The 23,850-nt window shown below is 35.9% G+C and carries 27 protein-coding genes; 19 read left to right on the forward strand and 8 right to left on the reverse strand.

Annotated elements, in window-relative coordinates; genetic code table 11:
• The first annotated feature begins 45 nt into the window (after positions 1–45).
• The gene (locus G525_RS0115035; RefSeq protein WP_027126898.1) at positions 46–930 is read left to right on the forward strand and encodes a hypothetical protein; all 885 of its coding nucleotides are present in this window, start codon (positions 46–48) and stop codon (positions 928–930) included.
• Between the two features lie 132 nt (positions 931–1,062).
• Here the strand turns inward: G525_RS0115035 and hutI are convergent, their stop codons facing one another.
• Both hutI and fumC read right to left on the reverse strand, forming a co-directional pair.
• Positions 1,063–2,301, reverse strand: coding sequence for an imidazolonepropionase (hutI, locus tag G525_RS0115040; RefSeq protein ID WP_027126899.1), 1,239 nt, complete (start codon positions 2,299–2,301; stop codon positions 1,063–1,065).
• Positions 2,302–2,426: 125 nt separating this feature from the next.
• Positions 2,427–3,824, reverse strand: a complete 1,398-nt coding sequence (gene fumC / locus G525_RS0115045; protein ID WP_027126900.1) for a class II fumarate hydratase — start codon at positions 3,822–3,824, stop codon at positions 2,427–2,429.
• Between the two features lie 209 nt (positions 3,825–4,033).
• Here fumC and G525_RS0115050 point away from each other — a divergent pair, with 209 nt between their 5' ends.
• The 13 genes from G525_RS0115050 (at position 4,034) to G525_RS0115110 (ending at position 10,278) form a co-directional block, all read left to right on the forward strand.
• On the forward strand, positions 4,034–4,612 hold the full coding sequence (locus G525_RS0115050; RefSeq protein WP_027126901.1) for a Crp/Fnr family transcriptional regulator: 579 nt from the start codon (positions 4,034–4,036) through the stop codon (positions 4,610–4,612).
• 72 nt (positions 4,613–4,684) lie between these two features.
• Complete coding sequence (locus G525_RS0115055) at positions 4,685–5,068, forward strand: VOC family protein (protein WP_027126902.1); 384 nt, start codon at positions 4,685–4,687, stop codon at positions 5,066–5,068.
• A gap of 79 nt (positions 5,069–5,147) precedes the next feature.
• Positions 5,148–5,411 carry a hypothetical protein gene (locus G525_RS21135; RefSeq protein ID WP_051209960.1) on the forward strand — a complete coding sequence of 88 codons (264 nt, stop codon included), beginning with the start codon at positions 5,148–5,150 and terminating at the stop codon, positions 5,409–5,411.
• 24 nt (positions 5,412–5,435) lie between these two features.
• Positions 5,436–5,870, forward strand: a complete 435-nt coding sequence (locus G525_RS0115065) for a VOC family protein (protein WP_027126903.1) — start codon at positions 5,436–5,438, stop codon at positions 5,868–5,870.
• A gap of 69 nt (positions 5,871–5,939) precedes the next feature.
• On the forward strand, positions 5,940–6,095 hold the full coding sequence (locus tag G525_RS22410; protein WP_169514451.1) for a hypothetical protein: 156 nt from the start codon (positions 5,940–5,942) through the stop codon (positions 6,093–6,095).
• A gap of 138 nt (positions 6,096–6,233) precedes the next feature.
• Positions 6,234–6,668: an SRPBCC domain-containing protein gene (locus G525_RS0115075; protein WP_027126904.1), complete on the forward strand. Its 435-nt coding sequence runs from the start codon at positions 6,234–6,236 to the stop codon at positions 6,666–6,668.
• 164 nt (positions 6,669–6,832) lie between these two features.
• A complete protein-coding gene (locus G525_RS21145; protein WP_245577806.1) occupies positions 6,833–7,123 on the forward strand; it encodes an iron chaperone in 291 nt (96 codons plus the stop codon).
• 8 nt (positions 7,124–7,131) lie between these two features.
• Entirely contained in the window at positions 7,132–7,626 is a 495-nt protein-coding gene (locus G525_RS0115085) for an SRPBCC domain-containing protein (RefSeq protein WP_035479821.1), read from the forward strand.
• 13 nt (positions 7,627–7,639) lie between these two features.
• Positions 7,640–8,056 (forward strand): SRPBCC family protein, encoded by a 417-nt coding sequence (locus tag G525_RS0115090; protein ID WP_027126906.1) that lies wholly within the window; start codon positions 7,640–7,642, stop codon positions 8,054–8,056.
• 227 nt (positions 8,057–8,283) lie between these two features.
• On the forward strand, positions 8,284–8,718 hold the full coding sequence (locus G525_RS0115095; RefSeq protein ID WP_027126907.1) for a hypothetical protein: 435 nt from the start codon (positions 8,284–8,286) through the stop codon (positions 8,716–8,718).
• Between the two features lie 106 nt (positions 8,719–8,824).
• Entirely contained in the window at positions 8,825–9,247 is a 423-nt protein-coding gene (locus tag G525_RS0115100) for a VOC family protein (protein WP_027126908.1), read from the forward strand.
• 111 nt (positions 9,248–9,358) lie between these two features.
• On the forward strand, positions 9,359–10,000 hold the full coding sequence (locus G525_RS0115105) for a peroxiredoxin (RefSeq protein WP_027126909.1): 642 nt from the start codon (positions 9,359–9,361) through the stop codon (positions 9,998–10,000).
• Positions 10,001–10,095: 95 nt separating this feature from the next.
• Positions 10,096–10,278 (forward strand): hypothetical protein, encoded by a 183-nt coding sequence (locus tag G525_RS0115110; protein WP_027126910.1) that lies wholly within the window; start codon positions 10,096–10,098, stop codon positions 10,276–10,278.
• Between the two features lie 94 nt (positions 10,279–10,372).
• On the opposite strand, the gene G525_RS0115115 is transcribed toward G525_RS0115110, so the two are convergent.
• The 4 genes from G525_RS0115115 to G525_RS0115130 form a co-directional block, all read right to left on the reverse strand.
• Complete coding sequence (locus tag G525_RS0115115) at positions 10,373–12,892, reverse strand: TonB-dependent receptor (RefSeq protein WP_027126911.1); 2,520 nt, start codon at positions 12,890–12,892, stop codon at positions 10,373–10,375.
• Between the two features lie 4 nt (positions 12,893–12,896).
• Entirely contained in the window at positions 12,897–13,316 is a 420-nt protein-coding gene (locus tag G525_RS0115120) for a hypothetical protein (protein ID WP_027126912.1), read from the reverse strand.
• 81 nt (positions 13,317–13,397) lie between these two features.
• Positions 13,398–13,739 (reverse strand): arsenate reductase (glutaredoxin), encoded by a 342-nt coding sequence (gene arsC, locus G525_RS0115125; protein ID WP_027126913.1) that lies wholly within the window; start codon positions 13,737–13,739, stop codon positions 13,398–13,400.
• 78 nt (positions 13,740–13,817) lie between these two features.
• Positions 13,818–14,435, reverse strand: coding sequence for an HAD family hydrolase (locus G525_RS0115130; protein WP_035479825.1), 618 nt, complete (start codon positions 14,433–14,435; stop codon positions 13,818–13,820).
• A 320-nt stretch (positions 14,436–14,755) separates the two neighbouring features.
• On the opposite strand from G525_RS0115130, the gene G525_RS0115135 reads away from it, so the two are divergent.
• Positions 14,756–15,685, forward strand: a complete 930-nt coding sequence (locus tag G525_RS0115135; protein ID WP_027126915.1) for a polysaccharide pyruvyl transferase family protein — start codon at positions 14,756–14,758, stop codon at positions 15,683–15,685.
• Between the two features lie 126 nt (positions 15,686–15,811).
• Here G525_RS0115135 and prfB read toward each other — a convergent pair.
• Positions 15,812–16,922 (reverse strand): peptide chain release factor 2 gene (prfB, locus tag G525_RS0115140; RefSeq protein ID WP_157491951.1). Its coding sequence is split into 2 segments (ribosomal slippage): positions 15,812–16,858 and positions 16,860–16,922, totalling 1,110 coding nucleotides; the frame shifts between segments, so codons are not numbered across the junction.
• 457 nt (positions 16,923–17,379) lie between these two features.
• On the opposite strand from prfB, the gene G525_RS21875 reads away from it, so the two are divergent.
• Positions 17,380–18,432, forward strand: a complete 1,053-nt coding sequence (locus G525_RS21875; RefSeq protein ID WP_051209961.1) for a glycosyltransferase — start codon at positions 17,380–17,382, stop codon at positions 18,430–18,432.
• An 88-nt stretch (positions 18,433–18,520) separates the two neighbouring features.
• Here the strand turns inward: G525_RS21875 and G525_RS0115150 are convergent, their stop codons facing one another.
• Complete coding sequence (locus G525_RS0115150; protein WP_027126917.1) at positions 18,521–18,844, reverse strand: YbaB/EbfC family nucleoid-associated protein; 324 nt, start codon at positions 18,842–18,844, stop codon at positions 18,521–18,523.
• 223 nt (positions 18,845–19,067) lie between these two features.
• On the opposite strand from G525_RS0115150, the gene G525_RS0115160 reads away from it, so the two are divergent.
• The 3 genes from G525_RS0115160 to capB all read left to right on the forward strand — a co-directional run bounded on the left by G525_RS0115160 (position 19,068) and on the right by capB (position 23,733).
• A complete protein-coding gene (locus tag G525_RS0115160) occupies positions 19,068–21,128 on the forward strand; it encodes a S9 family peptidase (protein WP_027126918.1) in 2,061 nt (686 codons plus the stop codon).
• A gap of 73 nt (positions 21,129–21,201) precedes the next feature.
• Positions 21,202–22,242 (forward strand): cysteate synthase, encoded by a 1,041-nt coding sequence (capA, locus tag G525_RS0115165; protein ID WP_027126919.1) that lies wholly within the window; start codon positions 21,202–21,204, stop codon positions 22,240–22,242.
• A gap of 231 nt (positions 22,243–22,473) precedes the next feature.
• Positions 22,474–23,733, forward strand: a complete 1,260-nt coding sequence (gene capB / locus G525_RS0115170) for a cysteate-C-fatty acyltransferase (RefSeq protein WP_027126920.1) — start codon at positions 22,474–22,476, stop codon at positions 23,731–23,733.
• Positions 23,734–23,850: the final 117 nt, after the last annotated feature.

The raw sequence follows: 23,850 nt of genomic DNA on the forward strand, positions 1-23,850 counted from the left end.
TAAAACCAGAATTAAATTAAGTATCACTAATTAAAAACAAAACTTATGGAGAGTTCAAATAGTAACAAGAATACCGGATTAAAGATTGCCCTAGGTATTTTATTAGCCTTGTTCGTCGGAACAGGATTTTATACCTCAAAATTATATAATGAGAAAAAGGAGAATGAAGCCACCTTAACCAAAGAAAAACAATTGGTTATGAGCGACTTGAACAATATGGCAAAACAGTATGATATTGCCATAGGAGAGAATAAAGTAGCAAACCAAGATTTATTAGATGCTAGGAATAAAATTCAAGGGCTCATGGATTCTTTAAAAATTTCCCAAAGCAGTGTCAATAGCTTAATGAGCTACAGAAAGAAATATTTCTCTTTACAAGAAGAGATGAATGTTCTTTTAACAGAAAACGACAAATTAAAGATCCAAAATTCATTGTTGGCAAACTCTTTGGATAGTACAAATGTAAGATTGGCAGAGCGTACCATGTTTACGGATTCATTATTGGTCCAAAATACAGAATTGGCGACTGTTGTTGAAAATGCTGCGGTTTTACAAGCTGTAGGTCTTAAAGCCTTTGGTGTGATTGAAAGAAATTCAGGAAAGCTAATTCCAACGGAACGCGCACGTCGTAGTGATAAAATCAGAATTTGCTATACTGTTGCTAAAAACACCTTGGTTGGTGCAGGTGATAAAGAACTATATGTGCAAGTTTTAGACCCTAATGACAATGTATTGGGTGCGAATGAGCAAATTCAATTTGGTGAAACTGAATTGAACTATAGTATCATCAGTAAATTTAACTATGAAAATAGAAATCTGAACATCTGCGAATTTGTTGCTCCAAAAGGAGAATTTTCCAAAGGACGTTATGTTGTGAATATTTTCAACAAAAAAGAGTTGGTTTCTACCACCGAATTTACTTTAGAATAAACTCTGAATTATAGAAAATTGAAACCCGAAAGTCTTATGATTTTCGGCTTTTTTTATGTTTTGATTTTTGTGCGTCAACTAACAAAAACCACATCTTGAATTATTTATAAGACAGTGATATTTTTACACAAGTTAAGATATAACCTTCCCTTTAATGATTACGGTATCTATAAGATTGTCCCCAAAAGCATAAGGCAGGTTGTTATAACTTTCTATGTTTTTGGTAATAATTAAATTTGCTTTTTTTCCTCTACAAATACTTCCATACTGGTTTGAAATACCCATGGCGTAAGCGCCATTTATAGTAGCGGCGTTGATCGCTTCTTCTGGCGTCATTCTTAATTTTATACAGGCCGTGCTCACTACAAAATTCATATTTCCGCTTGGGGTAGAGCCTGGATTATAATCTGTGGCCAGCGCCAAAGGAAGTCCAGCATCAATAATTCGTCGGGCCGGGGTGTAAGGAATGCTCAAAAAATAAGAGCAGGAGGGAAGTGCTACAGGCATCGTTATGCTATCTTTTAGAACCTCAATGTCATCGTCGCTCATTTCTTCAAGATGGTCAACAGAAAGCGCCTTATGCTTCACGGCGAGTGCTACGCCTCCAAATGCATTGAATTGGTTGACGTGAATCTTTGGGATAAGCCCAAATGATTTCCCGGCTTCCATGATACGCTCCGTATCTTCCAAATCGAAATATCCTTTCTCACAAAACACATCAATATACTCGGCAAGTTTTGCTTGGGCCACTTCTGGAATCATTTTAGAAACCACAAGGTCCACAAAGCCTTTTTTATTATCCTTAAATTCCTTTGGAACGGCATGGGCCGCAAGTAAAGTGGTTTTTATGGTTGCTAGTGATTCCTTTTTAAGACGTTTAATAACTCTGAGCATTTTCAATTCCGCTTCAACGGTCAGGCCATATCCGGACTTTATCTCTACCGCACCCGTACCCAATTGCATCATACTGTTCAACCGTTTTAAGGATTGTTCATAGATATCCTCTTCTGAAGTGTTTTGCAATACTTCGACAGAATTTAGTATGCCACCACCACGCTCTGCAATTTCTTCGTAAGACAACCCATTGATACGATCTACAAATTCTTGAGAGCGATCACCAGCATAAACAATATGTGTATGCGAATCGCACCACGCAGGAAGCACCATTTTTCCTTTGGCATCAATAACTTCTTCCGCCTCGTAATCAATAAGATCAGACATGGGACCATATTCCACAATGGTGTCATGCTCTATCATGAGATAAGCATTTTTAATAGTGGGAAGAATTTTCATGTCTTCACCTTTAACAATTTTGACGTTGGTTTCTCTAACTTGAAGTAATTCTTTGATATTTTTAATAAGTATGGACATAATATGGGTCTGAAATTTTGAATGAAAGATTAAATAAAGCATAAAAAAAAGCAAGTTATTAAAATTAACTTGCTTTTTTGAAAATTTCTGAAGGTCTAAACTTTTAAACCTTTGAGGTAAGATCTTTATTTAAGTCCGCCAACCATATCTTCCGGTTTCACCCATGCGTCATATTCTTCAGCGGTAACATAACCTAAATTGATAGCTTCTTCCTTCAGGGTCGTGCCATTTTGATGTGCAGTGTTCGCAATCTCCGCGCTTTTATAATAGCCTATTTTTGTATTTAAGGCGGTGACCAGCATCAATGAGTTGTTCAGTAAATGCTTAATGACGTCATGATTAGGTTCAATACCTTGCGCACAATGTTCATCAAAGCTTTTGCAGGCATCCCCTAGAAGTTGCGCCGACTGCAACACATTGGCAGCCATTATAGGTTTAAAAACATTCAATTCATAATGCCCTTGTGTACCGCCAACAGTAACAGCAACATCATTACCGATAACTTGGGCACACACCATAGTTAAGGCTTCTGATTGGGTTGGATTCACCTTTCCTGGCATAATTGAGCTGCCAGGCTCATTGGCAGGAATGATGATTTCGCCAATTCCACTTCTTGGACCAGAGGCCATCATACGGATATCGTTAGCTATTTTATTGAGGCTTACAGCCAGTTGTTTTAGTGCACCGTGTGTTTCCACCAAGGCATCATGGGCAGCCAGGGCTTCAAATTTATTAGGTGCCGTAATAAAAGGTAATTCTGTAAAATTAGCAATGTATTCTGCAACACGTTTACTGTAGCCTTTAGGCGTATTCAGCCCTGTACCTACTGCAGTTCCACCAAGGGCCAATTCGCTTAAATGTGGCAGTGTGTTTTCTAAAGCTTTTAAGCCATGATCTAATTGTGCAACATAACCTGAAATCTCTTGTCCCAACGTAATAGGCGTGGCATCCATCAAGTGCGTACGTCCTATTTTTACAATATTTTTAAATTCGTTAGCTTTTTTGTGCAGGGTGTTTCGTAATTGGATTACACTCGGGATTGTGGTTTCAGCCACTTTTTTATAAATGGCAATATGCATGCCCGTTGGGAAAGTATCATTTGAAGATTGTGATTTATTGACATCGTCATTGGCGCCAATAATTGGATCGCCTTCGCCAATCTTTTTGCCCGATAATTGCTGTGCTCTATTGGCAATCACTTCATTAACATTCATATTGCTCTGAGTGCCAGATCCCGTTTGCCAGATCACCAATGGAAATTGGTCATCATGCTTGCCTTGTAAGATCTCCTCACAAACTTTGGCAATTAAATCGCGTTTTTCAATGGGTAAAACACCCAATTCACAATTTGTATAAGCGGCAGCCTTTTTAAGATAGGCAAATCCATAAATGATTTCTAAGGGCATGGATGCCGGAGCACCAATTTTGAAATTATTGCGGGAACGCTCAGTTTGTGCGCCCCAAAGTTTATCGGCAGGTACTTTAACCTCGCCCATTGTATCTTTTTCAATTCTATATTCCATAATTTTTGATGATTTTAGTACTATACAAAGTTAGGGTTTTTGATATTTATTAGGGTCAAGATACTCATTTAATTAACAATGGTAGTGGCTATTTTAAGCAATGGGATTTTGGTTTGTTATATGATGAATATCAATTAATCTTAGTTTTATCTCAAGTATTTTGATAATTTTAAAACAGATTAATGTTTTATAAAAAATAAGTGTTACAGATGAGTGGACATCCCTTAATGAAAATCTACAAGAACCTCAATATAAAAGAGGAAGAGCTGAAGCTGATAATTAATGCTCATGAGCGCGTAGAATTTGAAAAAGGGCAACTTTTTTTAGAAAGAGGTCAAATGGCCAATGCTTATTATTTCATTGAAGTTGGATTGGCAAGAGCATTCACCTATGATTTTAAAGGGGATGAAATCACTACCGATTTTATAGGGGAGAATGAAATCTTAATAGAAGTGTCTTCTTTGTTTAGGCGTATCCCTGCCCAAGAAAATCTTCAAGCTTTGAGTGACGGCGTCGCTTGGAGAATTGTTTTCAATACATTTCAAGACATCTATCATAAAAGTTCAGGATTCAACGAATGGGGCAGAGCTTGGATGTCAGAGCAGTTGTTTAGTTTAAAACAACGACATATTGATTCTGTTAGCCTGAGTGCAAGCGATCGCTATCTTAAACTCTTGACTCATAAAACGCAGGTAATTCAACAAGCCTCATTAAAATACATCGCATCATATCTAGGAATTACAGATACGTCATTGAGTCGTATACGCAAAGAAATTCTCAGCAAATAGATTTCTTGTCTTATGGCAAGTAGGTTTTTTTGAATTTGTAGTAATTTTATTCAAATCTTAAAACAAAACATTATGAGCGCACACAATCCGGTGGTCTGGTTCGAAATCTATGTTGATAATATGGAGCGAGCTTCAAAATTTTATGAGCGTATATTAAGCGTAAAACTTCAAGAATTGCCCAATCCCACTGAGGATGACATGCAAATGAAGACCTTTGAAGGTAATATGGAGAGCTATGGTGGCAATGGTGCATTAGTCAAAATGAACGGTGTAAAAGCAGGAGGAAATTCGACATTGGTCTACTTTGGCAGCAAGGACTGTACGACAGAAGAGCGTCGAATCGAAAAAGCGGGAGGTAAAATTATCAAACCAAAGATGTCTATTGGAGAACATGGATTTATCACGTTATTTTCTGATACAGAAGGCAATATGGTGGGACTACATTCTATGGAATGATTTGTATTTGGAATTTCGTATTTGTGAAGTTTTAATGCGCTCCACAAATCTGTAAAATAATCAAAAAGAATCAGAGATCATGGTAAAAGGATTTTGGTTCAATCTTCCTGTAAAAGATAATAAGAGCTCAAAAACTTTTTTTAAGGCCATTGGCTTGAAAGGTAACCTTATTTACGACAAAAATGAGCATTTGGCTAGTTTTTGCATTGGACACAAAAAAGTGGTGATGATGCTATTTCCTCGCGAAACATTCAAAACCTTCGGTTGTGGTTTTGACGATAGAAATGGACACCGTTGGTGTACTATGTATATGGACATGATGAAAACGCTTAAATATAACTAATGGTAACACTTAAAAACAAAAACAATGGCAACACTAAATCCTTATTTAACATTTAATGGCAATTGTGAGGAAGCGTTTAATTTTTACAAATCTGTTTTTGGTGGCGAATTTAGCCATTTGGGACGCTTTAAAGTGGCCCCTGCTGAATCTGAATGTCAAGAAATGCCTAAAGATCAAAAAAATAAAATAATGCATGTGAGTTTGCCCATCAGCAAAGAAACCGTTTTAATGGGCAGCGATGGCAATCCACAATTTGGAGAAGTTACAACTGGCACACACATTACTTTGTCTATTGGAACAGATAGCAAGGAGGAAGCTGATCGTCTTTTTAACGCACTTTCAAAAGACGGAAAAATTACGATGCCGATGGCAGAAATGTTTTGGGGTGATTATTTCGGAATGCTTACCGATCAATATGGTTTTGATTGGATGATCGTAACTGAAACGGTTAAACAGTAAGATGGTTTGGAAGTGTTCTATTTATGAAAATGCGCCTTTCATTATTTCAAAACCGCATAAACCAAGGTTATGATTGAAGTTTTTAAAACCAATATTACCGATAAAACTAGAGCGAAATCCGTTCGAAAAGAATTTTTGGTGCGTTTGCCTAAATCGTACATTAATTTTGATCTTGAGGATTGTGATAGAATTCTACGGATTGAAAATTGTACTGTCCATACCTAGGAAATTATTCAAATTTTAAAACATTATGGATTTGAATGTGACTTGCTAGATTGATTAAAAAACAGCATAATATCCAGTTAACTAATCGGTTTTTTGCGTTTTCAGCAATCAAATTTCATTATCTAATAAAATATAAAGATGAAAACCTTAAAATTCTCTACAACCATCAAGGCATCTAAAGAAACTGTTTGGAATGTGCTTTTTACAGATGAAAACTATCCTAAATGGGCAAAGATTTTTTGCGAAGGGTCCACCGCCAAAACCGATTGGAAACAAGGAAGTGCTGTAGAATTTCTTACACCAAGCGGTGACGGAATGTTCAGCACGATAGCACAGAAAGTTCTCTACAAGACGATGGTTTTTAAACATTTGGGAACACTTAGACATGGGAAAAGAGTTTTGAATGATGACAGTTCCATCGATTGGGAAAATGCCAAAGAATCCTATGAATTGTTGGAAGTTGATAGTAAGACTGAATTAATAGTTGAAATGGAAACTACCGAAGAATTTCAAGACTATTTTAAGGAAACATTTCCAAAGGCCTTAAAGAAAATTAAGGAACTTTCAGAATAGCCATTTTTTCATGTAGATAAAATAAGTCATGTAATCCGACGCTTTAGCATTCCATCACCGAACAAACAGAAGTTAAAAATGGGAAAAAACACCTTTCAAAATATTGATGATTATATTTCAGGATTTCCGGATGATGTCGTCGTAATTTTGAACGACCTAAGAGCGTGTATTCAAAAAGCGGTCCGCAATCTGAAGAAGCCATCAGCTATAACCTGCCAGCATTTAAGCTAAAAAATAAAGTGTTGGTCTACTTTGCAGCTTTTAAGACCCATATTGGATTTTATGCTTTACCGAGTGGCAATGCCGCATTCCAGAATGAATTGTCATCTTATAAAACTGGAAAAGGGTCTATCCAATTTCCAATAAACCAAAAAATGCCATTTAAATTGATTGTCAAAATAGTTAAATTCAGGATTGAAGAAATTGAAAAAGATGAAGCAACAACCAAATTATAACGACTATTATGTTAAACGAACAAGATTTTAATACGACAATAAAGGTGGAACAAAGCTCAAAAAATGCCTTCGATGCCATCAAAAATTTTAGAGCTTGGTGGTCCAAAGATATTGAAGGTCGTTCCGATGTTCTCAATGATACATTTTTTTACCACTATAAAGATGTCCATCTATCAAAAATTAAGTTAATTGAAAAAGTTCCGAATAAAAAATTGGTATATCTAGTGGTGGACAACCAATTCAATTTTACAAAGGATAAAACGGAATGGATAGGTTCCAAATTGATTTTCGATATTTCAGAAGGTAAAGGAAAAACAACCATCAAGTTCACACACCAAGGTCTTACGCCAAAAGATGAATGTTATGATATTTGTGATGAGGCATGGACTAATTATATAAATAACAGTCTTTATAAGCTTATAAGTACTGGAACTGGCAAACCAAATCCAAAAGAAGAAGGTGGATTTAATGCTGAAATAGTTGAGAAATGGAAACTAAAATAGGAAATTGAATACTATGATGACTAACAAAATAACAGTTGAAGCAACTATTGATGGTGAACTTCAAAAAATTTGGCGTTTTTGGACACAGCCAGATCATATTGTCAAATGGAATTTCGCAACTGATGACTGGTGCTGTGCAAAGGCAGAAAACGATTTAAGAGTGGGTGGAAAGATGTTTGCACGGATGGAAGCCAAGAATGGCAGTTTGGGTTTCGACTTTGAAGGTGTGTATGATGAAGTGATCGATCAAGAAAAAATCACTTACACCCTTTTGGATGGACGCGGTTCAACAACCATATTTGAAAACCTAGGAGACCATATAAAAGTGTCAACTACATTTGATGCAGAGCAGAACACTTCAATAGAGATGCAAAGAGAGGGTTGGCAGGCTATACTTAATAACTTTAAGAAGTATGTTGAATCCAATTAGCAGGAACTTTTTGGAACCATAAATTATCCATTTTGAATAGTGAAAAATTTGTTGGAGTGTCGCGAATGTTGTGGCGATGTATCGAGACTGACCTCAATCTCTTAGAGTAAAATCAATTAAATGATAAGATTGCATGGATTAAAAAAGAAGGGATGAAATGATAATGCTCAAAAATTACGAATAACTCCCTTTGATAGCAATGGTAACCACTTAAATAAAGATTGAAAATGAAATTATCAGAAACAATAAGTGCTTTGCATCCGTTTATAGGAACTTGGTTTATTGAAGGCACTAATTTGTCCTCATCTCCTCACTCTCCCGATACCCCAGTTACGGGGGTATGGGAAGTGAAAATTATGGAAGGTGGAAAGTTTTTAGAATCGCATTGGGAGTATGATTTTAGATCTAATAAACATATTGGGATAAGTATGCTGGGCACACCCACGGACGATTCTCAGCTGAAAATTTTCAGTTTTGACAATGGCGGGTTTTATCGTGTCTATGATTTGAATATTAAAGATCAGGTCTGGAACATCACAGGAGATACTGAACGAGCAAAAATGCAGTTTGATATCCATTGGAAATCCTACAAAGAATTTTGGGAAATAAAAAAAGACGGAAAATGGCACCCGCTGTGCGAGCGGGTTGGTACCAAAGGATAAATTTAAGCATCAAAGTCCTAAACAGTATAGTTTCAGATATTGAAAAACGCGAGGATGCAAGTTTAACTATAAGGAAAATTATAATACTCCATAAATGAACAAAACCATGAAACCAAAAAAAATTTGGGCCAATTTAGCTGTTGATAATGTGCTGAAAACCCAGAAATTTTATACAAAGTTGGGATTTAGATCCAACGGCAGTCCGACGAAGGAGTTAGTCAGTTTTTTTGTTGGAGACGATGATTTTATTATTCATTTTTTTGAAAAAGACCGATTAAAGTCTAGCTTGGAAGGTGATGTTTCTGACTTGGAAAAAGGAAACGAAATCATGTTCACACTTGCAGCGGAAAGCACGTCTGAAGTTGACACCTGGGTTAACGAAGTTAAAAAGATAGGAGGCAAGATATTTTTTGACCCAAAAAAAGACATAAAAGCCTTATACGACGACAACAACTTTTATGTTTGCGTATTTTCTGATCTTGACGGACATAAGTGGAATGTTTTTTACAATCCTGGCCAGAAAGCTTAACTTCAAAACAACTTGAAGAACTCAACAACTATCTTATTAACATAACTTTCAGAATAAGGAATGGCAATTATTCCTACCTTTAAGCTATTAACAAAATAAAATAGCATAACAATGAAAACAATTAGATTAGGTGACGAAGCTCCAAATTTTACAGCACAGACTACGGAAGGTGAAATCAATTTTCACGAATGGCTAGGAGATAGCTGGGGAATTTTCTTTTCACATCCTGCCGATTATACACCGGTATGCACGACAGAATTGGGTACCGTTGCCAAATATAAAAAGGAATTTGAAAAGCGAAATGTTAAAGCAATAGCTCTTAGTGTTGATGGTCTAAAATCGCATCACGAATGGATTAAAGATATCAATGATACCCAAAATACCACCGTTGATTTTCCAATAATTGCAGATGAAGATCATAAAGTGGCGAATTTATATGACATGATTCATCCAAATGCCGACAGTAAACATACTGTGAGATCAGTGTTTGTAATTGCGCCTGATAAGACCGTAAAATTAATGATTACTTATCCTGCTTCTACCGGAAGGGATTTTGACGAAATTTTACGAGTTATTGATTCATTACAGTTGACGGCTTATCATAAAGTAGCCACCCCGGCCAATTGGAAAGATGGCGGAGACTGTGTAATTGTGCCTGCTGTAAATAACGAAGACGCAAAAACTCTATTTCCAAAAGGATTTACTGAAGTGCGACCATACTTAAGAATGACGCCACAGCCAAATAAAAACTAAGTCTTAACAACCTTGTTAATAAAAGTCAAATTTGGTATTGTATAACATAAACGTTTCTCCTATATTTGCTATAATTATTTAAAATAACTCTCGGCATGTTTACATTTGAACAATATTTAGGATTTTTAGCATTTTTAACCATTCTAACCATTGGATTTTGGTTGATGATTTTTTTATTGACCTTTGTAGTTCCTTATTGGTTGTTTGGTGCATCTTTAGAAAATTTTAAAGAAATGAGAGCTGAGCGCAAAGCAAAAAGAGAAGCAAGAACGTTATAGCAACTATAGACTTCTAGTAAATATAAAAAGCGGTTTCAATTATTTGAAACCGCTTTTTTTGCTTTATACTGAATGCTCTTCAGGATTAAAAATTCTATCCTTCAAAATCGAAATCGCCGCCATCACCACCATTGCCACGTTCCATGTTACGTTGTTGTTTCTTTTGTTGGTTGAAACGATAAGTGAAGGATATATTAAAGCTACGTTGACTCCATTGATACTCTGAAGCACTAATAAATGTAGGAGTGAAGGACTCCATGGATCTTTTTCTGGTATTGAACACGTCACTTACGTTGAAGGCAATAGAGGCGCGATCATCAAATACATCCTTACTAAAGGCTAGATCAGTAGAGAACATGCCATCTCTTTTGTTCTGTGCGTCTTCACTTGGCCCCATATAAAATAATCGTGTTTGCCAATCAATATTACCAGGTAACGTGTATTTGTTATTAAAACGGATAAACCAGCTTAAGTTTTCGGCGCCATAATCCACATCATTATAAAAACCTTCTGTTGTGGATTGATACAAGTTGAAATTACCATTCATATTCCATTTTCTAGATGGGCGGTAAGACAAAGTAAACTCAAATCCAAACCTGTCATTTGTGGCTAAATTGATAGGGGTTCTTCTAATTACAGGAATAACACTTTCGTATTGAGAAGTTATATCCTCAAAACCAGGATCATTCTCATTAATTGTAAAATTGATATCTCTAATGTAGAAATCGCCAGTAGGTTCACTGATAAAACTAAAGACATCAGTTGCTCTTTCATAATAAATAGAAGAGTTTAAAGTGAATTTACTAAATTTCCATAAATAACCTAAATCAACTTTGTTAGAGTAACTTGGATCGATATCTGGATTTCCTTGAAACACACTTGTTGGGCTACTTCTTGAAGGAAATGGATTGATAAATCGCGAGCGTGGTCTTCTGATCCGTCGGTTATATCCCAATTGCATACTCTGATTGTCGTCTATGACATAACCTAGATTGACCGTAGGGAAAAAACCTACATAATCCTTCTTTTGTAAATCGTTGGTCGTTTTTTGGTCAATGGTTACACGTGAGCCCTCCATACGCAGACCCATCAAATAAGAGAATTTCTCACCAACCTTGCTTCCAAACTGTGTGTAAAGCGCATTAATATAGTCACGGTAAACTAAATTGTTACTGACATCTGTATCAAGTTCAAAATTACCATCTTCATAAAATTCCAAACTATAATCGGTGTCCATCTGGTTAAAATTACCACGGTATCCCGCTTCAAATTGACTGTTTTCACCTATTGGATGTACATAATCGGCTTGTAATAAAATTTCATTATTGTCTTGAAGCGTTATTACACGTTCAACAGTAGCACCATCTTGAGTGATAACAGAACTTTCATTTTCACTATTGGTTTCATACTGAAAATCAAAGGTTAATTTATGCTGGCTGTTGTCATTGAATTGTTTATTGAAATTTACAGAATACTGAACGGTTTTATCTTCTTCAATTTCTGGATCAAATCGTTCTGAAACTGATGTAAGATTATTATTGATATCATACTCTTTACTGATGTTGGTACTGTTGTTTTCCTGATCGCTATTTCGGTATAACAAAGAAGTTGTCAAAGACGCTGTTTCAGTAATATACCATTCTAAACCAACGTTGGTGGTCAGGTTTTTGGACTGCCTGTCAGATTCTCCTTCTTCATTTAAAAATGTGTCGGGTTTATCTTCAATAAGATTGCCATTGTCATCAAATCTATTATTGAAATATTGGGTTTCTGTTGATGATTTTCCAGGAGATTCTCTATAGGAGTAAGAGGTGGTATTGAAAAAATTGAAATCACCCGTTCTATAGTTTATATTTCCGGAAATACCTGCTGTTGTGGGGTGTCCCGCATTTGCTGTAATGGCCCCATTCAAACCTTGAAGTTTACTTCTTCTTAAAATAATGTTCAAGATCCCACCAGTGCCTTCGGCATCATATCTTGCGGAAGGGGAGGTAATCACCTCTACACGCTCAATAGATTCTGCAGGAAGTTGACGCAAGGCATCCGTAGAGTTTAATCCCACCAGACCAGAGGGTTTTCCGTTGATTAAAATAGTTACGTTGTCATTTCCTCTTAAAGAGACATTCCCTTCAACATCTACGGAAACTGAGGGAATGTTATCTAAAACATCACTGACAGTTCCACCTCTTACAGTAAGATCCTGTCCAACGCTGTATATTTTTTTATCTAATTTTATTTCTACGCTTGTACGTTCGGCAATAATGGAAACTTCGCCAAGTGCCTGCGCATCAATTGCGATTCCTAAAACACCTAAATCAGTATCTCGGTTCAAGGTTCTATTTGGAAGTGTTTTAGTAGTGTAAGAAATATATTCTACAGAAATATCATAAGTATCCTTTGGGACTTTAATGTCAAATTTTCCTTCCATATCGGTGATGCCACCTGTGACAATTCTATTTTCTTTTTTACTAAAAAAGGCAATTGTTGCATATTCTAAAGGTTGATTGACATCTTTGTCCATGACGACGCCCGTAATATGGACTTCTTCTTGAGCTGCGATGAAGTTTGATGAGAATAAAAAAAGTAGGGCAAATGCGTAGGGTATAAGTTTCATTAATTTAATTATTTTTCTTGTTTTTGGTTTTTTGTAGTTTTTTTATTTCGTTTTTATTGTCTTTAATAAATCGTAGGATGGAGGCTATGGTTTCTTCGGTGTAAAGTTCTTTGACATCAACAAAATGTGTGCTTTTAAGCTCCTCAATCAGGGGTTCTCTCTCGTATTCTTGAAACAATTCAGAATACATAATATCGTTACGTTTTTTATAGAAATCATCAATTTTTTGCTTGACAATTTGTTTTTTGAAATCGTCTATATCTAATAGTTGGACATAGGTGTCCACACGATCCCTATAATCCTCCAATTGTTTTTGCATATACTTCTCTCTTTCCTTCTCCATGGCATCTTGGGTTTGGGCATAAGTAGTTGTAACGCTCAGAATAAGCATGAAAAAAGTAAGCCTCTTTATTTTTGCAACCATGATCTAGTGGTTTTGTAAATTAGAGTGCAAAAATAGAGGTTGGTTTAATGGACTTTGGTTAAAGTTGTGTTAAAGAAACCTCTATAGGATCTGGAGGATTTTCTGCGGAGGTCGACCAATTATGGCCTTTTTGCCATTAATAACTATTGGGCGTTCAATGAGTTTGGGATGATCTGCCAGAGCGGCAATGATCTCTTTATCGGAAAGATCTAGATGTTTAAAATTTTCCTTCCAAATAGACTCGTTAGTCCTTACGAGTTCGATGGGCTTTATTTTTAGAAGTTTAATAAGTTCTTCAAGTTGTTCAAAAGTTAGCAAATTGTCCATGTATTTTATAACATGGTAGTTTGCTTGTTCAGTGTCTAGAATAGCCAATCCTTCTCTAGATTTGCTGCAACGGGGATTATGGTAGATTGATATCATTACAATTATTTTTAATAGGTAAATTAAAATTAAATCAATTGCTTGCCGGAAACACTTGAGTTGGTTTAGTGCAATTTCTTATACAGAAATGTCAAAAGTCTTCAGTTGTTCTTTTAATAGTTCTGGGTTTTTAAAGTGAATGGTATTGATACCCAGTTCCTTTGCAGCATTGATGTTGCGTAGATTATCGTCTATAAAAACAGAGTGTTCTGCGATGCTGTTAAAGCGCTCCAAGGTCAACTCATAAATATCTTTAAAAGGCTTTCTGGTCTTTTCTTCTCCCGAAACCAAAATTCCTTCAAACCAATGTAAAAAATCAAATTTCTTTAGAGCTACAGGAAAGGTCTCATGGCTCCAATTTGTTAATGCAACCACTTGAAATTGTTCGCTGTCGATTAGTTTCTTTAAAATTTGAACTGTACCTTCAATGGCATCTCCAAGCATGTCTTCCCAACGCCCGTAAAACATTCTGATTTTTTCTTCATGTTCTGGAAAAAGCGCAACACGTTCTTCTGTTGCTTTGGCTAAAGCATGGCCTGCATCTTGGTTTTCGTTCCAATCATTGGTGCAAATCGTATCAAAAAACCATTGCATTTGTTCTCTATCTCCGTCAAAAACGTCTAAATATACATATTCAGGATTCCAATCGATGAGAACGCCTCCAAGATCAAAAATAATCGTTTTTATGTTTGTCATTTTTATTTATTTTTAAGAAATGAAATCTTGCCCGTTTATGTCGATTACCAAAATTTCTGAATTTCAAAGTTTTTTAGATAATGAATTACAAAGCTATCGGTAAATTTATGAAACACCAACTAGGTTCGTGTTTTAATGCAAACACATTTAAATTGTCATAAATGCATACTTAAAGCATAAATATATACTGGAAAACTGGAACCATATTAGAGTTTGTCAGTATTTTGCGTCCCAATTGTAATTTTTTATTTTGATATACATTATTTTCCTTTATTTTCGAACCTTAAGGTTTTAAAAAAACTACCCTACAAAAAGTATCAATGGATAAAATTAATATGTTTTGGCATAAAGTTCCTTTTGGAAAAAAGAATTTTGGCGATGTGCTAGGTCCTTATATTGTAGAGCACCTGAGTGGGAAAGAAGCCATGTATACGCCTCTAATACATGCAGGTTTAAACAAAAAGTCCATTTTGATTTATCTTAAGGCCATTTATAATAGAAAGTTGTCAATAAGAGAAATGTTTTTCAATATAAAATATTTTGCCAACCCCAAAGATAATCTTTTAATAACCATAGGGAGTGTCATTGATATGTACACGAATCCTAATTGTAATATTTGGGGTTCAGGAATCATGCATAGGCATAAACATTTAAGCAACGCAAATTTTTATGCCGTTAGAGGAAAGTATAGCCAATTAAGACTTAAAGAACTAGGTTACGACGTACCACAGACCATTGGTGATCCCGCGCTATTGATGCCGCTGCTCTACAAGGCGCGCTCAGAGAAAAAATACGCTTTAGGTATTATCCCACATTTTTTACATTATGAAGAAACCGTAAAGAAAATTGAAAGTGATGCCATTTTAATTATAAATCTGTTAGATCCTATAGAAAGAGTTATTGAAGATGTATGCTCTTGTGAGAAAATAATCTCCAGTTCATTGCACGGCATTATAATAGGTCATGCTTATGGTGTCCCTTCATTATGGTTTAGGCTTTCTAAAGGTTGGATTGGAGGAGATGATATCAAGTTTGCAGATTATTTTTCAAGTGTTGCATTAAATGAATACGAAGGATTTAAAATAAAACAGGACAGTTTTGACGAAAAATATCTATCCAACGTACAATTGGTGTTCACTGAAAATCCGCAAATCACGTTGGTTGATTCAAAAGTTTTGAGAAATATACAGGTTGATTTAATCAAAATAGCTCCTTTTTCAATACTACCTAAATATAAAAATATACAATAGGAATTGATTAGACCGATTGGGGATGACCGTCAATCCACCAGAGTTTAAAATAAGCACTGCCCAATTTTGAAACTTTGGAAATTCTAATTCATTAAGTCATCCCAATTTGGTGAAATACCGTTTTAATTAAAGTTCATTCGGGTTTTCATCTTTCTGACCCATCATCATTAAATAAGACTTTAAAAACTCATCAATTTCACCGTCCATAACGTTGTCAACATTCCCTGTTTCATGCCCAGTTCTTACGTCCTTCACTAATTTATAAGGGTGCATCACATAATTTCTGATCTGACTTCCCCATTCAATTTTCATTTTGCCTGCTTCGATATCTTCACGTTGGGCCAATTGTTTTTGGAGTTCAATTTCATACAACTGCGATTTTAGCATTTGCATAGCTCTGGATCTGTTATCATGTTGTGAACGGGTTTCGGAACATGAAATATGAATTCCTGTAGGCTTATGTACCAATTGCACCTTTGTTTCCACTTTATTGACATTTTGACCCCCAGCACCGCTAGAACGTGCGGTTGTAATTTCAATATCTGCAGGATTGATTTCAATTTCAATAGTATCATCTACCAATGGATAGACATAAACTGAGGCAAAACTTGTGTGCCGTTTGGCATTACTGTCAAATGGAGAGATCCTAACCAATCTATGGACGCCATTTTCACCCTTTAGCCAACCAAAAGCAAAATCGCCTTCAATCTCTAAAGTCACCGTTTTTATACCGGCTACATCACCTTCCTGAAAATTGAGTTCCTTTACTTTAAAACCATTGTTTTCAGCATACATCAAATACATGCGCATAAGCATGCTTGCCCAATCACACGATTCGGTACCACCTGCACCTGCTGTCACTTGAAGAACGGCACTCAAACTATCGCCTTCCTCAGAAAGCATATTCTTGAATTCCAGCTTTTCAATCTTGTCCACAGCTTTATCTAACTGTTCATTCAATTCTTCGGCAGAAATATCACCTGATTTATAGAACTCTTGAAAAACCTCGAGCTCATCAACTAAAGTTTTGGCTGAATTGTAGTCTTCCACCCAACTTTTCTTTTCTCTTATGGATCGCATCACAAGCTCTGCAGCTTTTGAGTCATTCCAGAAATTGGGGTCGAAAGTTTGTTCTTCTTCGTTTGCTATCTCAATAGTTTTGGCATCTATGTCAAAGATACCTCCTCAACGCACCAAGGCGTTCTACAAGACCTTTAACTTGATCGGATGGAGTCATTATTAATGTGAATTTTGCACAAAGATATCATTAAAATTACGTGGGGTTAAAGAATTATTGAGATAAATTTTTCAACTTAAGTCTGGTGTTTTCATAAACAACTTGCCAATCTGAAAATGCAATTAATCGGTATTAGTCTAGTTTTGATTGCAACTTGTTCATTCATAAAAGTTTGAAGGGGTGATAGCTCTAAAACCTATTCTGGATTTTTTGATTTTTATTTAAAAAAAAAGGAGAATTCACAGTCTTGAAGAGATAAAACTCATAACATGGTCATTTTCATCATTCAATTAAACTTATTTGCAGAATTTGTGGGAAATGTTATATTTGCTTAGGTTTTAAATTTTTGCTTTCCCTCAAAGCAAATAGCTTTCATTTTTAAGATCTTCTTATTTTATAACTATAGAGCTTAAACTAGCTCATTACATGTATTCAAAGCTTCAAGACTCAATCAATTATGAGATTAAGCATTATAATTCCTGTTTATAACGCAGAAAAACATCTTAGTAGATGTTTGAATAGTTTACTTGACCAAGGACTACCTGATCAAGACTTTGAAATTTTGATTATAAATGATGGCTCAACTGATGAGAGTCTTAAAATTGCAGAGCAATATGCTCTAGACAATAGTAGCATTAAAGTTATAAATAAAGAAAATGGTGGCGCAGGTATTGCCAGAAATCTTGGAATGGCTCGTGCGGTTGGAGATTATATTTATTTTATAGACGCTGATGATTATTTAATGCCGAATTCATTAGATAAACTATTAACACGCTGTGAAAGTAACAATCTCGATATGTTAACATTTATATCGAAATCCTCCTATTCCTCAAATCTCAAATCTGCCATAGATAACCATGATTTCAATTCTCCATTTGGTGATGCTGTCTTTTCGCCTATTTTAACAGGAGAAGAATACATTGCAAGTATTAATTATAGGAATGAAGTTTGGTGGTTTTTAGTTCGACGTGAATTTTTAATAAATTCTGGCAAAAGGTTTTTGGAAGGCCGTTGGTTGGAAGATATTATCTTTTCCTTAGAACTTATTCTAGAAGCAAAAAGAATTGCACACCTAAGTTTAGATGTACATAGACAGGTGGTTACTGAAGGGAGTGCCATGACTAATGTTGAGTCTGAGCATTATCTTAATATTATCAGGGATATGCAATTTGCCGCTATGAATTTTCAACCTATTATAGAAAAATTGGAAAATAAAAATGCTTCTGTTGATTGTATTAAGCGTGTTAAGGCGCGACAGCAATCACTCGTGTTTTTTTCTATGATCAGAATGCTCCAATCAAATATAAGTTTTGACGAAGTAAAAACAAGAACGAATGAGATGATGCGTGTTGATGCTTATCCGTTAGATTCATTTTTAGGTAAAGATTACAATATATTTAGATATCAATTTTTGACCAGACTTTTCAAGAACGAAAAACGATTCTATTTTATTTTTAAAATGTTCAATCCTATTTTGAAGTCTCGCAAGAATCTAATCTATTCCGTATAAATACTCCTAAATTATTAGAACCACTGTTGAATGTTTTATAGACAGCAATGGTTCAAATCGCCACAGAAATCAATTTACTGATTTAAGTTTATTTAAACATATCCAACCCGGGAATGTTTGGCATCCCATCTTTAGCGACGGCTGCCAATTCAGCGTCATTGATCTGGGTCGCTTTTTCAATAGCTTTATTTAAGGTCATGATCAAATAGTCTTCAAGCATTTCTTTGTCTTGCAACAACTCCTCGTCAATAGCTATCGATTTGATTGTTCTGCTGGCCGTCAATGTTACTTTTAATTTACCGTCGTTACTTTGTTCATCTACCAAAACATGGTTCAATCGTTCTTTGGTTTCTTCAACTTTTTTTTGGGTTTCCTTGAGTTTACTCATCATGCCCATCATATCTCCAAACATATTCTTCAGTTTTAAATTTTATCCTGCAAAATTAAGAAAAGATTTAGACACATTCGAAATGTTGAGGGCACTTAATTTTAAGGTTTTAGTTGTCCGAAGCCGGGCACCAGTTATCAGGTATCAGTGTTCGGTCTATGGTCTTCCGTCGTCTGTCTTTTTCTCTTTTCTGTACTTCAAATTCTTTAAAAACAGTACTTTTGCAAATTCTTTTAAAAACGAACTCATGACAGAACATATGCAGCCACCAAAAGCAAAACAAGTACATAAAATCTTGAGTGCCCACGGCGATGATCGACAAGATGATTATTTTTGGCTTAATGACAAAGAAAATCAGGACGTCATTGATTACCTGAACTCTGAAAACGATTATTATGATGCGGTTACTTCAAAGTATAAGGATTTTGAAAAATCGCTTTTTGAAGAAATGAAAGCTCGAATTAAGGAAGATGATGAGTCTGTTCCTTATAAGTATAATGGCTATTGGTACATTGTGAAATACGAAATAGGAAAGGATTACCCTATATATATTAGAAAGAAAGATACCTTGGATAATCCTGATGAATTGCTTTTTGATGTCAATAAAATGGCTGAAGGTCATGATTATTACAAATTGGCAGGGTTGAGCGTGAGTCCTGATAACACCATGATTGCCTTTGGAGTTGACACTGTTGGAAGACGTAACTATACTTTGCAAATCAAAAGCCTGGTCACCAATGAAATTTTCAAAGATGCTATTGAAGACACAACGGGTTCGGCAACTTGGGCCAATGAGAATGAAACATTATTCTACACCGTCAAGGATGAGAAAACACTGCGTTCAGACAAAGTGTATAAACATAAATTGGGAAGTGGCTCAAGTAATGATACCCTTGTTTTTCACGAGAAGGATGACACCTTTGGAGTGGCTGTCTACAAGTCAAAGTCAAAAAAATATCTCATTATTGCTTGTTATAGCACTTTGACCAATGAATATTATACATTAAATGCCGATACGCCAGATGGCGAGTTTGCAGTCTTTCAAGAGCGCGTAAGAGGCTTGGAATATAGTATTTCACATTATGATGATCACTTTTATATTGTGACCAATGCTGATGGTGCCATCAATTTTAAGCTCATGAAGACCTTAGAAAATGAAACCAAATTCAATCATTGGACGGAGGTCATTCCGCATAGAGAAGCCGTGCTTCTTGAGGATATTGATATTTTTAAGGATTTCTTGGTCATCAGTGAGCGGTCTAACGGATTGAACCATATCCGAATTAAGCGATGGGATGGCACCGAGGATTACTATTTGACTTTTGATAATGAAACCTATACGGCTTACACCTCAACCAATGTAGAGTTTGATACTGAAATTCTTCGGTATGGCTATAATGCAATGACCACCCCCTCGTCAAGTATAGATTTTAATATGGTCACAAAGAAAAAAACCATTCTGAAACAACAGGATGTTTTGGATCCTAATTTTGATAAAGAAAACTATACCTCTGAAAGATTATGGGCTACCGCCTCTGATGGCACCAGAATACCTATTTCAATGGTGTATAGAAAAGGCATCAAAAAGGATGGAGCCAGTCCAGTTTTATTATACGCTTATGGGTCTTACGGGCACACCATTGATCCTTATTTTTCAAGCATCCGACTTAGTTTATTAGATAGAGGGTTTATTTATGCCATTGCCCACGTCAGAGGAGGCGAGTATTTAGGCCGCATGTGGTATGAAGGAGGGAAGTTGCTTCAAAAGAAAAACACATTTACCGATTTTATTGCCTGTTCCAAGTTTTTAATTGCACAGAAATACACATCTCCAAGACATTTATATGCATTAGGCGGAAGTGCAGGAGGATTGTTGATTGGTGCTGTCATAAATGAAGCGCCAGAACTTTATAATGGTGTTATAGCGGCAGTTCCATTTGTTGATGTTATCACTACAATGTTAGATGAATCGATTCCTTTGACCACAGGAGAATATGATGAATGGGGAAACCCAAACGACAAAACCTATTATGATTATATGAAATCATATTCCCCTTATGACAATGTGAAAAGGCAAGATTATCCACATATTTTAATCACTACCGGTTTACACGACTCCCAAGTGCAATATTGGGAACCTGCTAAATGGGCTGCAAAATTAAGATCATACAAGACCGATACCAATAAATTGCTTTTAAAAACTAATATGAAAGCAGGCCATGGTGGCGCATCTGGAAGATTTGAAGCCCTAAAAGAAGATGCGGAAGAGTATGCTTTTTTGTTAGACTTAGAGAATATTAATGACTAATTCGAAAAAAATACCGTACCTTTGCAAGGTTTGAAATTACATTTTTTAAAATTGTAATTGGTAAATAGCGTTTATGAAGAAAAATATTCAGGTATTTGATAACGTATTGCAACTCATAGGTAATACCCCTCTTATCAAATTAAACAAAATGACGGCTGATTATGATGGCGATTTCTACGCCAAAGTTGAAGCCTTCAATCCAGGTCACTCTTCAAAAGACCGTATTGCACTACACATTATTGAAGAAGCGGAAAGACAAGGTTTATTGACACCAGGAGATACAATTGTTGAAACCACCTCAGGTAATACAGGGTTCAGTATCGCTATGGTAAGTATTATAAAAGGATACAGGTGTATTCTTGCGGTAAGTTCAAAATCGTCTCCAGATAAAATTGACATGTTAAAAGCAATGGGAGCACAGGTTTATGTGTGTCCTGCCCATGTGAGTGCTGATGATCCGAGATCTTATTATGAGGTTGCAAAACGTTTGCACGAAGAGACCAAGGGTTCTATTTATATCAATCAATATTTTAACCAATTAAATCTTGATGCGCATTATCATTCTACAGGTCCTGAGATTTGGGAACAAACTGAAGGTCAGATAACGCATTTGGTTGCAGCTAGTGGTACTGGAGGAACAATTTCAGGAACTTCAAAATACTTAAAAGAGAAAAATCCAGCAGTCAAGATTATTGGTGTTGATGCTTATGGCTCTGTCCTTAAAAAATATCACGAAACTCGCGAATTTGATCATAATGAAATCTATCCTTACAGAATTGAAGGGTTAGGAAAGAATTTGATTCCGACTGCAACAGATTTCGATATGATCGACACGTTTGTCAAAGTTACTGATGAAGAAAGTGCACATACAGCACGAGAAATATCACGTACCGAAGGATTATTTGTGGGTTATACGAGTGGTGCAGTAATGCAAGCCGTTAAACAGCTGAATGAGGAAGGCGAATTTAAGCCAGGCGATAATGTAGTTGTTATTTTTCCTGATCACGGATCGCGTTATATGAGCAAAGTGTACAGTGATAAATGGATGGAAGATCAAGGCTTTTTTGACAGCAAAAAGGTTACGACTATGGAAACCATTCAATATATAAAATAATTGAATGATTATGATAGGATCCTATAACATCATCTTAACGTTGTTGTAGGATTTTTTGTGGAATCAAATCTTATAAACAGCGGTTTATAACTAAATTATGCTAAGAAAAGATATTTGGTTAATTTTGTCCAAACTAATTAAGCTAACCGAAGATGATGTCGCCATTAGTCTATAAACCTTTATAAAGGTTGATAAAAATGGCTGCTTATGTCCGAATAATTTTAATATTACATGAAAGACTTATTTGATAAAATTTATAGAGATAAAGGCCCGCTTGGTAAATGGGCTTCACAAGCTGAAGGCTATTTTGTATTTCCAAAGTTGGAAGGTCAAATCTCTAACCGCATGAAATTCCGTGGTAAGGATGTAATTACTTGGAGTATCAATGATTATCTAGGATTGGCAAATCATCCTGAAGTTAGAAAAACGGATGCACAAGCCGGAATTGATTATGGTTCCGCTTACCCAATGGGAGCGCGAATGATGTCTGGCCATACAGACCTTCATGAAATTCTACAAAACGAATTGGCTGAGTTTGTAAGTAAGGAAGCTGCTTATTTGTTGAATTTTGGGTATCAAGGTATGGTATCAACTATTGATGCCTTAGTTGCTAAAGATGATATTATTGTTTATGATGTAGATGCACACGCCTGTATTATTGATGGTGTACGTTTACACATGGGGAAACGATTTACCTATAAACACAATGATATTGAAAGTTTAGAGAAAAACTTGGAGCGTGCTACCAAAATGGCGGAACAAACTGGCGGTGGAATTTTAGTGATTTCTGAAGGGGTATTCGGAATGCGCGGAGAGCAAGGCCGTTTAAAGGAAATTGTAGCGCTTAAGGAAAAATATAACTTCCGCTTTTTAGTGGATGATGCTCACGGTTTTGGAACACTTGGTAAAACAGGTGCCGGAGCGGGCGAGGAGCAAGGTGTTCAGGATGGCATTGACGTGTATTTTGCAACTTTCGCAAAATCTTTGGCCAGTACTGGTGCTTTTATTGCCGCAGATCAAGAAATTATTGACTATCTAAAATATAATTTACGTTCACAAATGTTCGCCAAATCACTTCAAATGCAACTTGTGGTTGGGGCGCGCAAACGTTTGGAGATGTTAAAAACGATGCCAGAATTGAAAGAAAAGCTTTGGGAAAATACCAATGCCTTACAATCTGGACTTAAATCCCGAGGATTTGATATTGGTACCACACAAAGTTGTGTGACGCCCGTTTATTTGAAGGGAAGTATTCCAGAGGCGATGGCTTTGGTAAAGGATCTTCGTGAAAATTACGGAATTTTCTGCTCTATAGTGGTATATCCAGTAATTCCTAAGGGATTGATTTTACTAAGAATGATTCCAACGGCAACACATGATTTACAGGATATTAACGAAACTTTAGATGCTTTTGACGCTATTAGAACGCGTTTGGAAAACGGAACCTATAAAAGATTATCCGCAACAGTAGCGGCAGCAATGGGTGAATAAAATCGTCCAATTCCCTTAAGGGGACTTTAGATTTACGCATTTATAAAATAAAAATCCCAATCGTACGATTGGGATTTTTATACTTAAGTAACGAAGGTTTTTAATACAATAGTTGGG

It is taken from the genome of Gelidibacter mesophilus DSM 14095, assembly GCF_000423005.1.
Taxonomy (GTDB): domain Bacteria; phylum Bacteroidota; class Bacteroidia; order Flavobacteriales; family Flavobacteriaceae; genus Gelidibacter; species Gelidibacter mesophilus.

Coding starts and splice junctions, on each gene's coding strand:
- G525_RS0115035 (WP_027126898.1), top strand. CDS start 46: ATGGAGAGTTCAAATAGTAACAAGAATACCGGATTAAAGATTGCCCTA.
- hutI (WP_027126899.1), bottom strand. CDS start 2,301: ATGTCCATACTTATTAAAAATATCAAAGAATTACTTCAAGTTAGAGAA.
- fumC (WP_027126900.1), bottom strand. CDS start 3,824: ATGGAATATAGAATTGAAAAAGATACAATGGGCGAGGTTAAAGTACCT.
- G525_RS0115050 (WP_027126901.1), top strand. CDS start 4,034: ATGAGTGGACATCCCTTAATGAAAATCTACAAGAACCTCAATATAAAA.
- G525_RS0115055 (WP_027126902.1), top strand. CDS start 4,685: ATGAGCGCACACAATCCGGTGGTCTGGTTCGAAATCTATGTTGATAAT.
- G525_RS21135 (WP_051209960.1), top strand. CDS start 5,148: ATGGTAAAAGGATTTTGGTTCAATCTTCCTGTAAAAGATAATAAGAGC.
- G525_RS0115065 (WP_027126903.1), top strand. CDS start 5,436: ATGGCAACACTAAATCCTTATTTAACATTTAATGGCAATTGTGAGGAA.
- G525_RS22410 (WP_169514451.1), top strand. CDS start 5,940: ATGATTGAAGTTTTTAAAACCAATATTACCGATAAAACTAGAGCGAAA.
- G525_RS0115075 (WP_027126904.1), top strand. CDS start 6,234: ATGAAAACCTTAAAATTCTCTACAACCATCAAGGCATCTAAAGAAACT.
- G525_RS0115085 (WP_035479821.1), top strand. CDS start 7,132: ATGTTAAACGAACAAGATTTTAATACGACAATAAAGGTGGAACAAAGC.
- G525_RS0115090 (WP_027126906.1), top strand. CDS start 7,640: ATGATGACTAACAAAATAACAGTTGAAGCAACTATTGATGGTGAACTT.
- G525_RS0115095 (WP_027126907.1), top strand. CDS start 8,284: ATGAAATTATCAGAAACAATAAGTGCTTTGCATCCGTTTATAGGAACT.
- G525_RS0115100 (WP_027126908.1), top strand. CDS start 8,825: ATGAAACCAAAAAAAATTTGGGCCAATTTAGCTGTTGATAATGTGCTG.
- G525_RS0115105 (WP_027126909.1), top strand. CDS start 9,359: ATGAAAACAATTAGATTAGGTGACGAAGCTCCAAATTTTACAGCACAG.
- G525_RS0115110 (WP_027126910.1), top strand. CDS start 10,096: ATGTTTACATTTGAACAATATTTAGGATTTTTAGCATTTTTAACCATT.
- G525_RS0115115 (WP_027126911.1), bottom strand. CDS start 12,892: ATGAAACTTATACCCTACGCATTTGCCCTACTTTTTTTATTCTCATCA.
- G525_RS0115120 (WP_027126912.1), bottom strand. CDS start 13,316: ATGGTTGCAAAAATAAAGAGGCTTACTTTTTTCATGCTTATTCTGAGC.
- arsC (WP_027126913.1), bottom strand. CDS start 13,739: ATGATATCAATCTACCATAATCCCCGTTGCAGCAAATCTAGAGAAGGA.
- G525_RS0115130 (WP_035479825.1), bottom strand. CDS start 14,435: ATGACAAACATAAAAACGATTATTTTTGATCTTGGAGGCGTTCTCATC.
- G525_RS0115135 (WP_027126915.1), top strand. CDS start 14,756: ATGGATAAAATTAATATGTTTTGGCATAAAGTTCCTTTTGGAAAAAAG.
- G525_RS21875 (WP_051209961.1), top strand. CDS start 17,380: ATGAGATTAAGCATTATAATTCCTGTTTATAACGCAGAAAAACATCTT.
- G525_RS0115150 (WP_027126917.1), bottom strand. CDS start 18,844: ATGTTTGGAGATATGATGGGCATGATGAGTAAACTCAAGGAAACCCAA.
- G525_RS0115160 (WP_027126918.1), top strand. CDS start 19,068: ATGACAGAACATATGCAGCCACCAAAAGCAAAACAAGTACATAAAATC.
- capA (WP_027126919.1), top strand. CDS start 21,202: ATGAAGAAAAATATTCAGGTATTTGATAACGTATTGCAACTCATAGGT.
- capB (WP_027126920.1), top strand. CDS start 22,474: ATGAAAGACTTATTTGATAAAATTTATAGAGATAAAGGCCCGCTTGGT.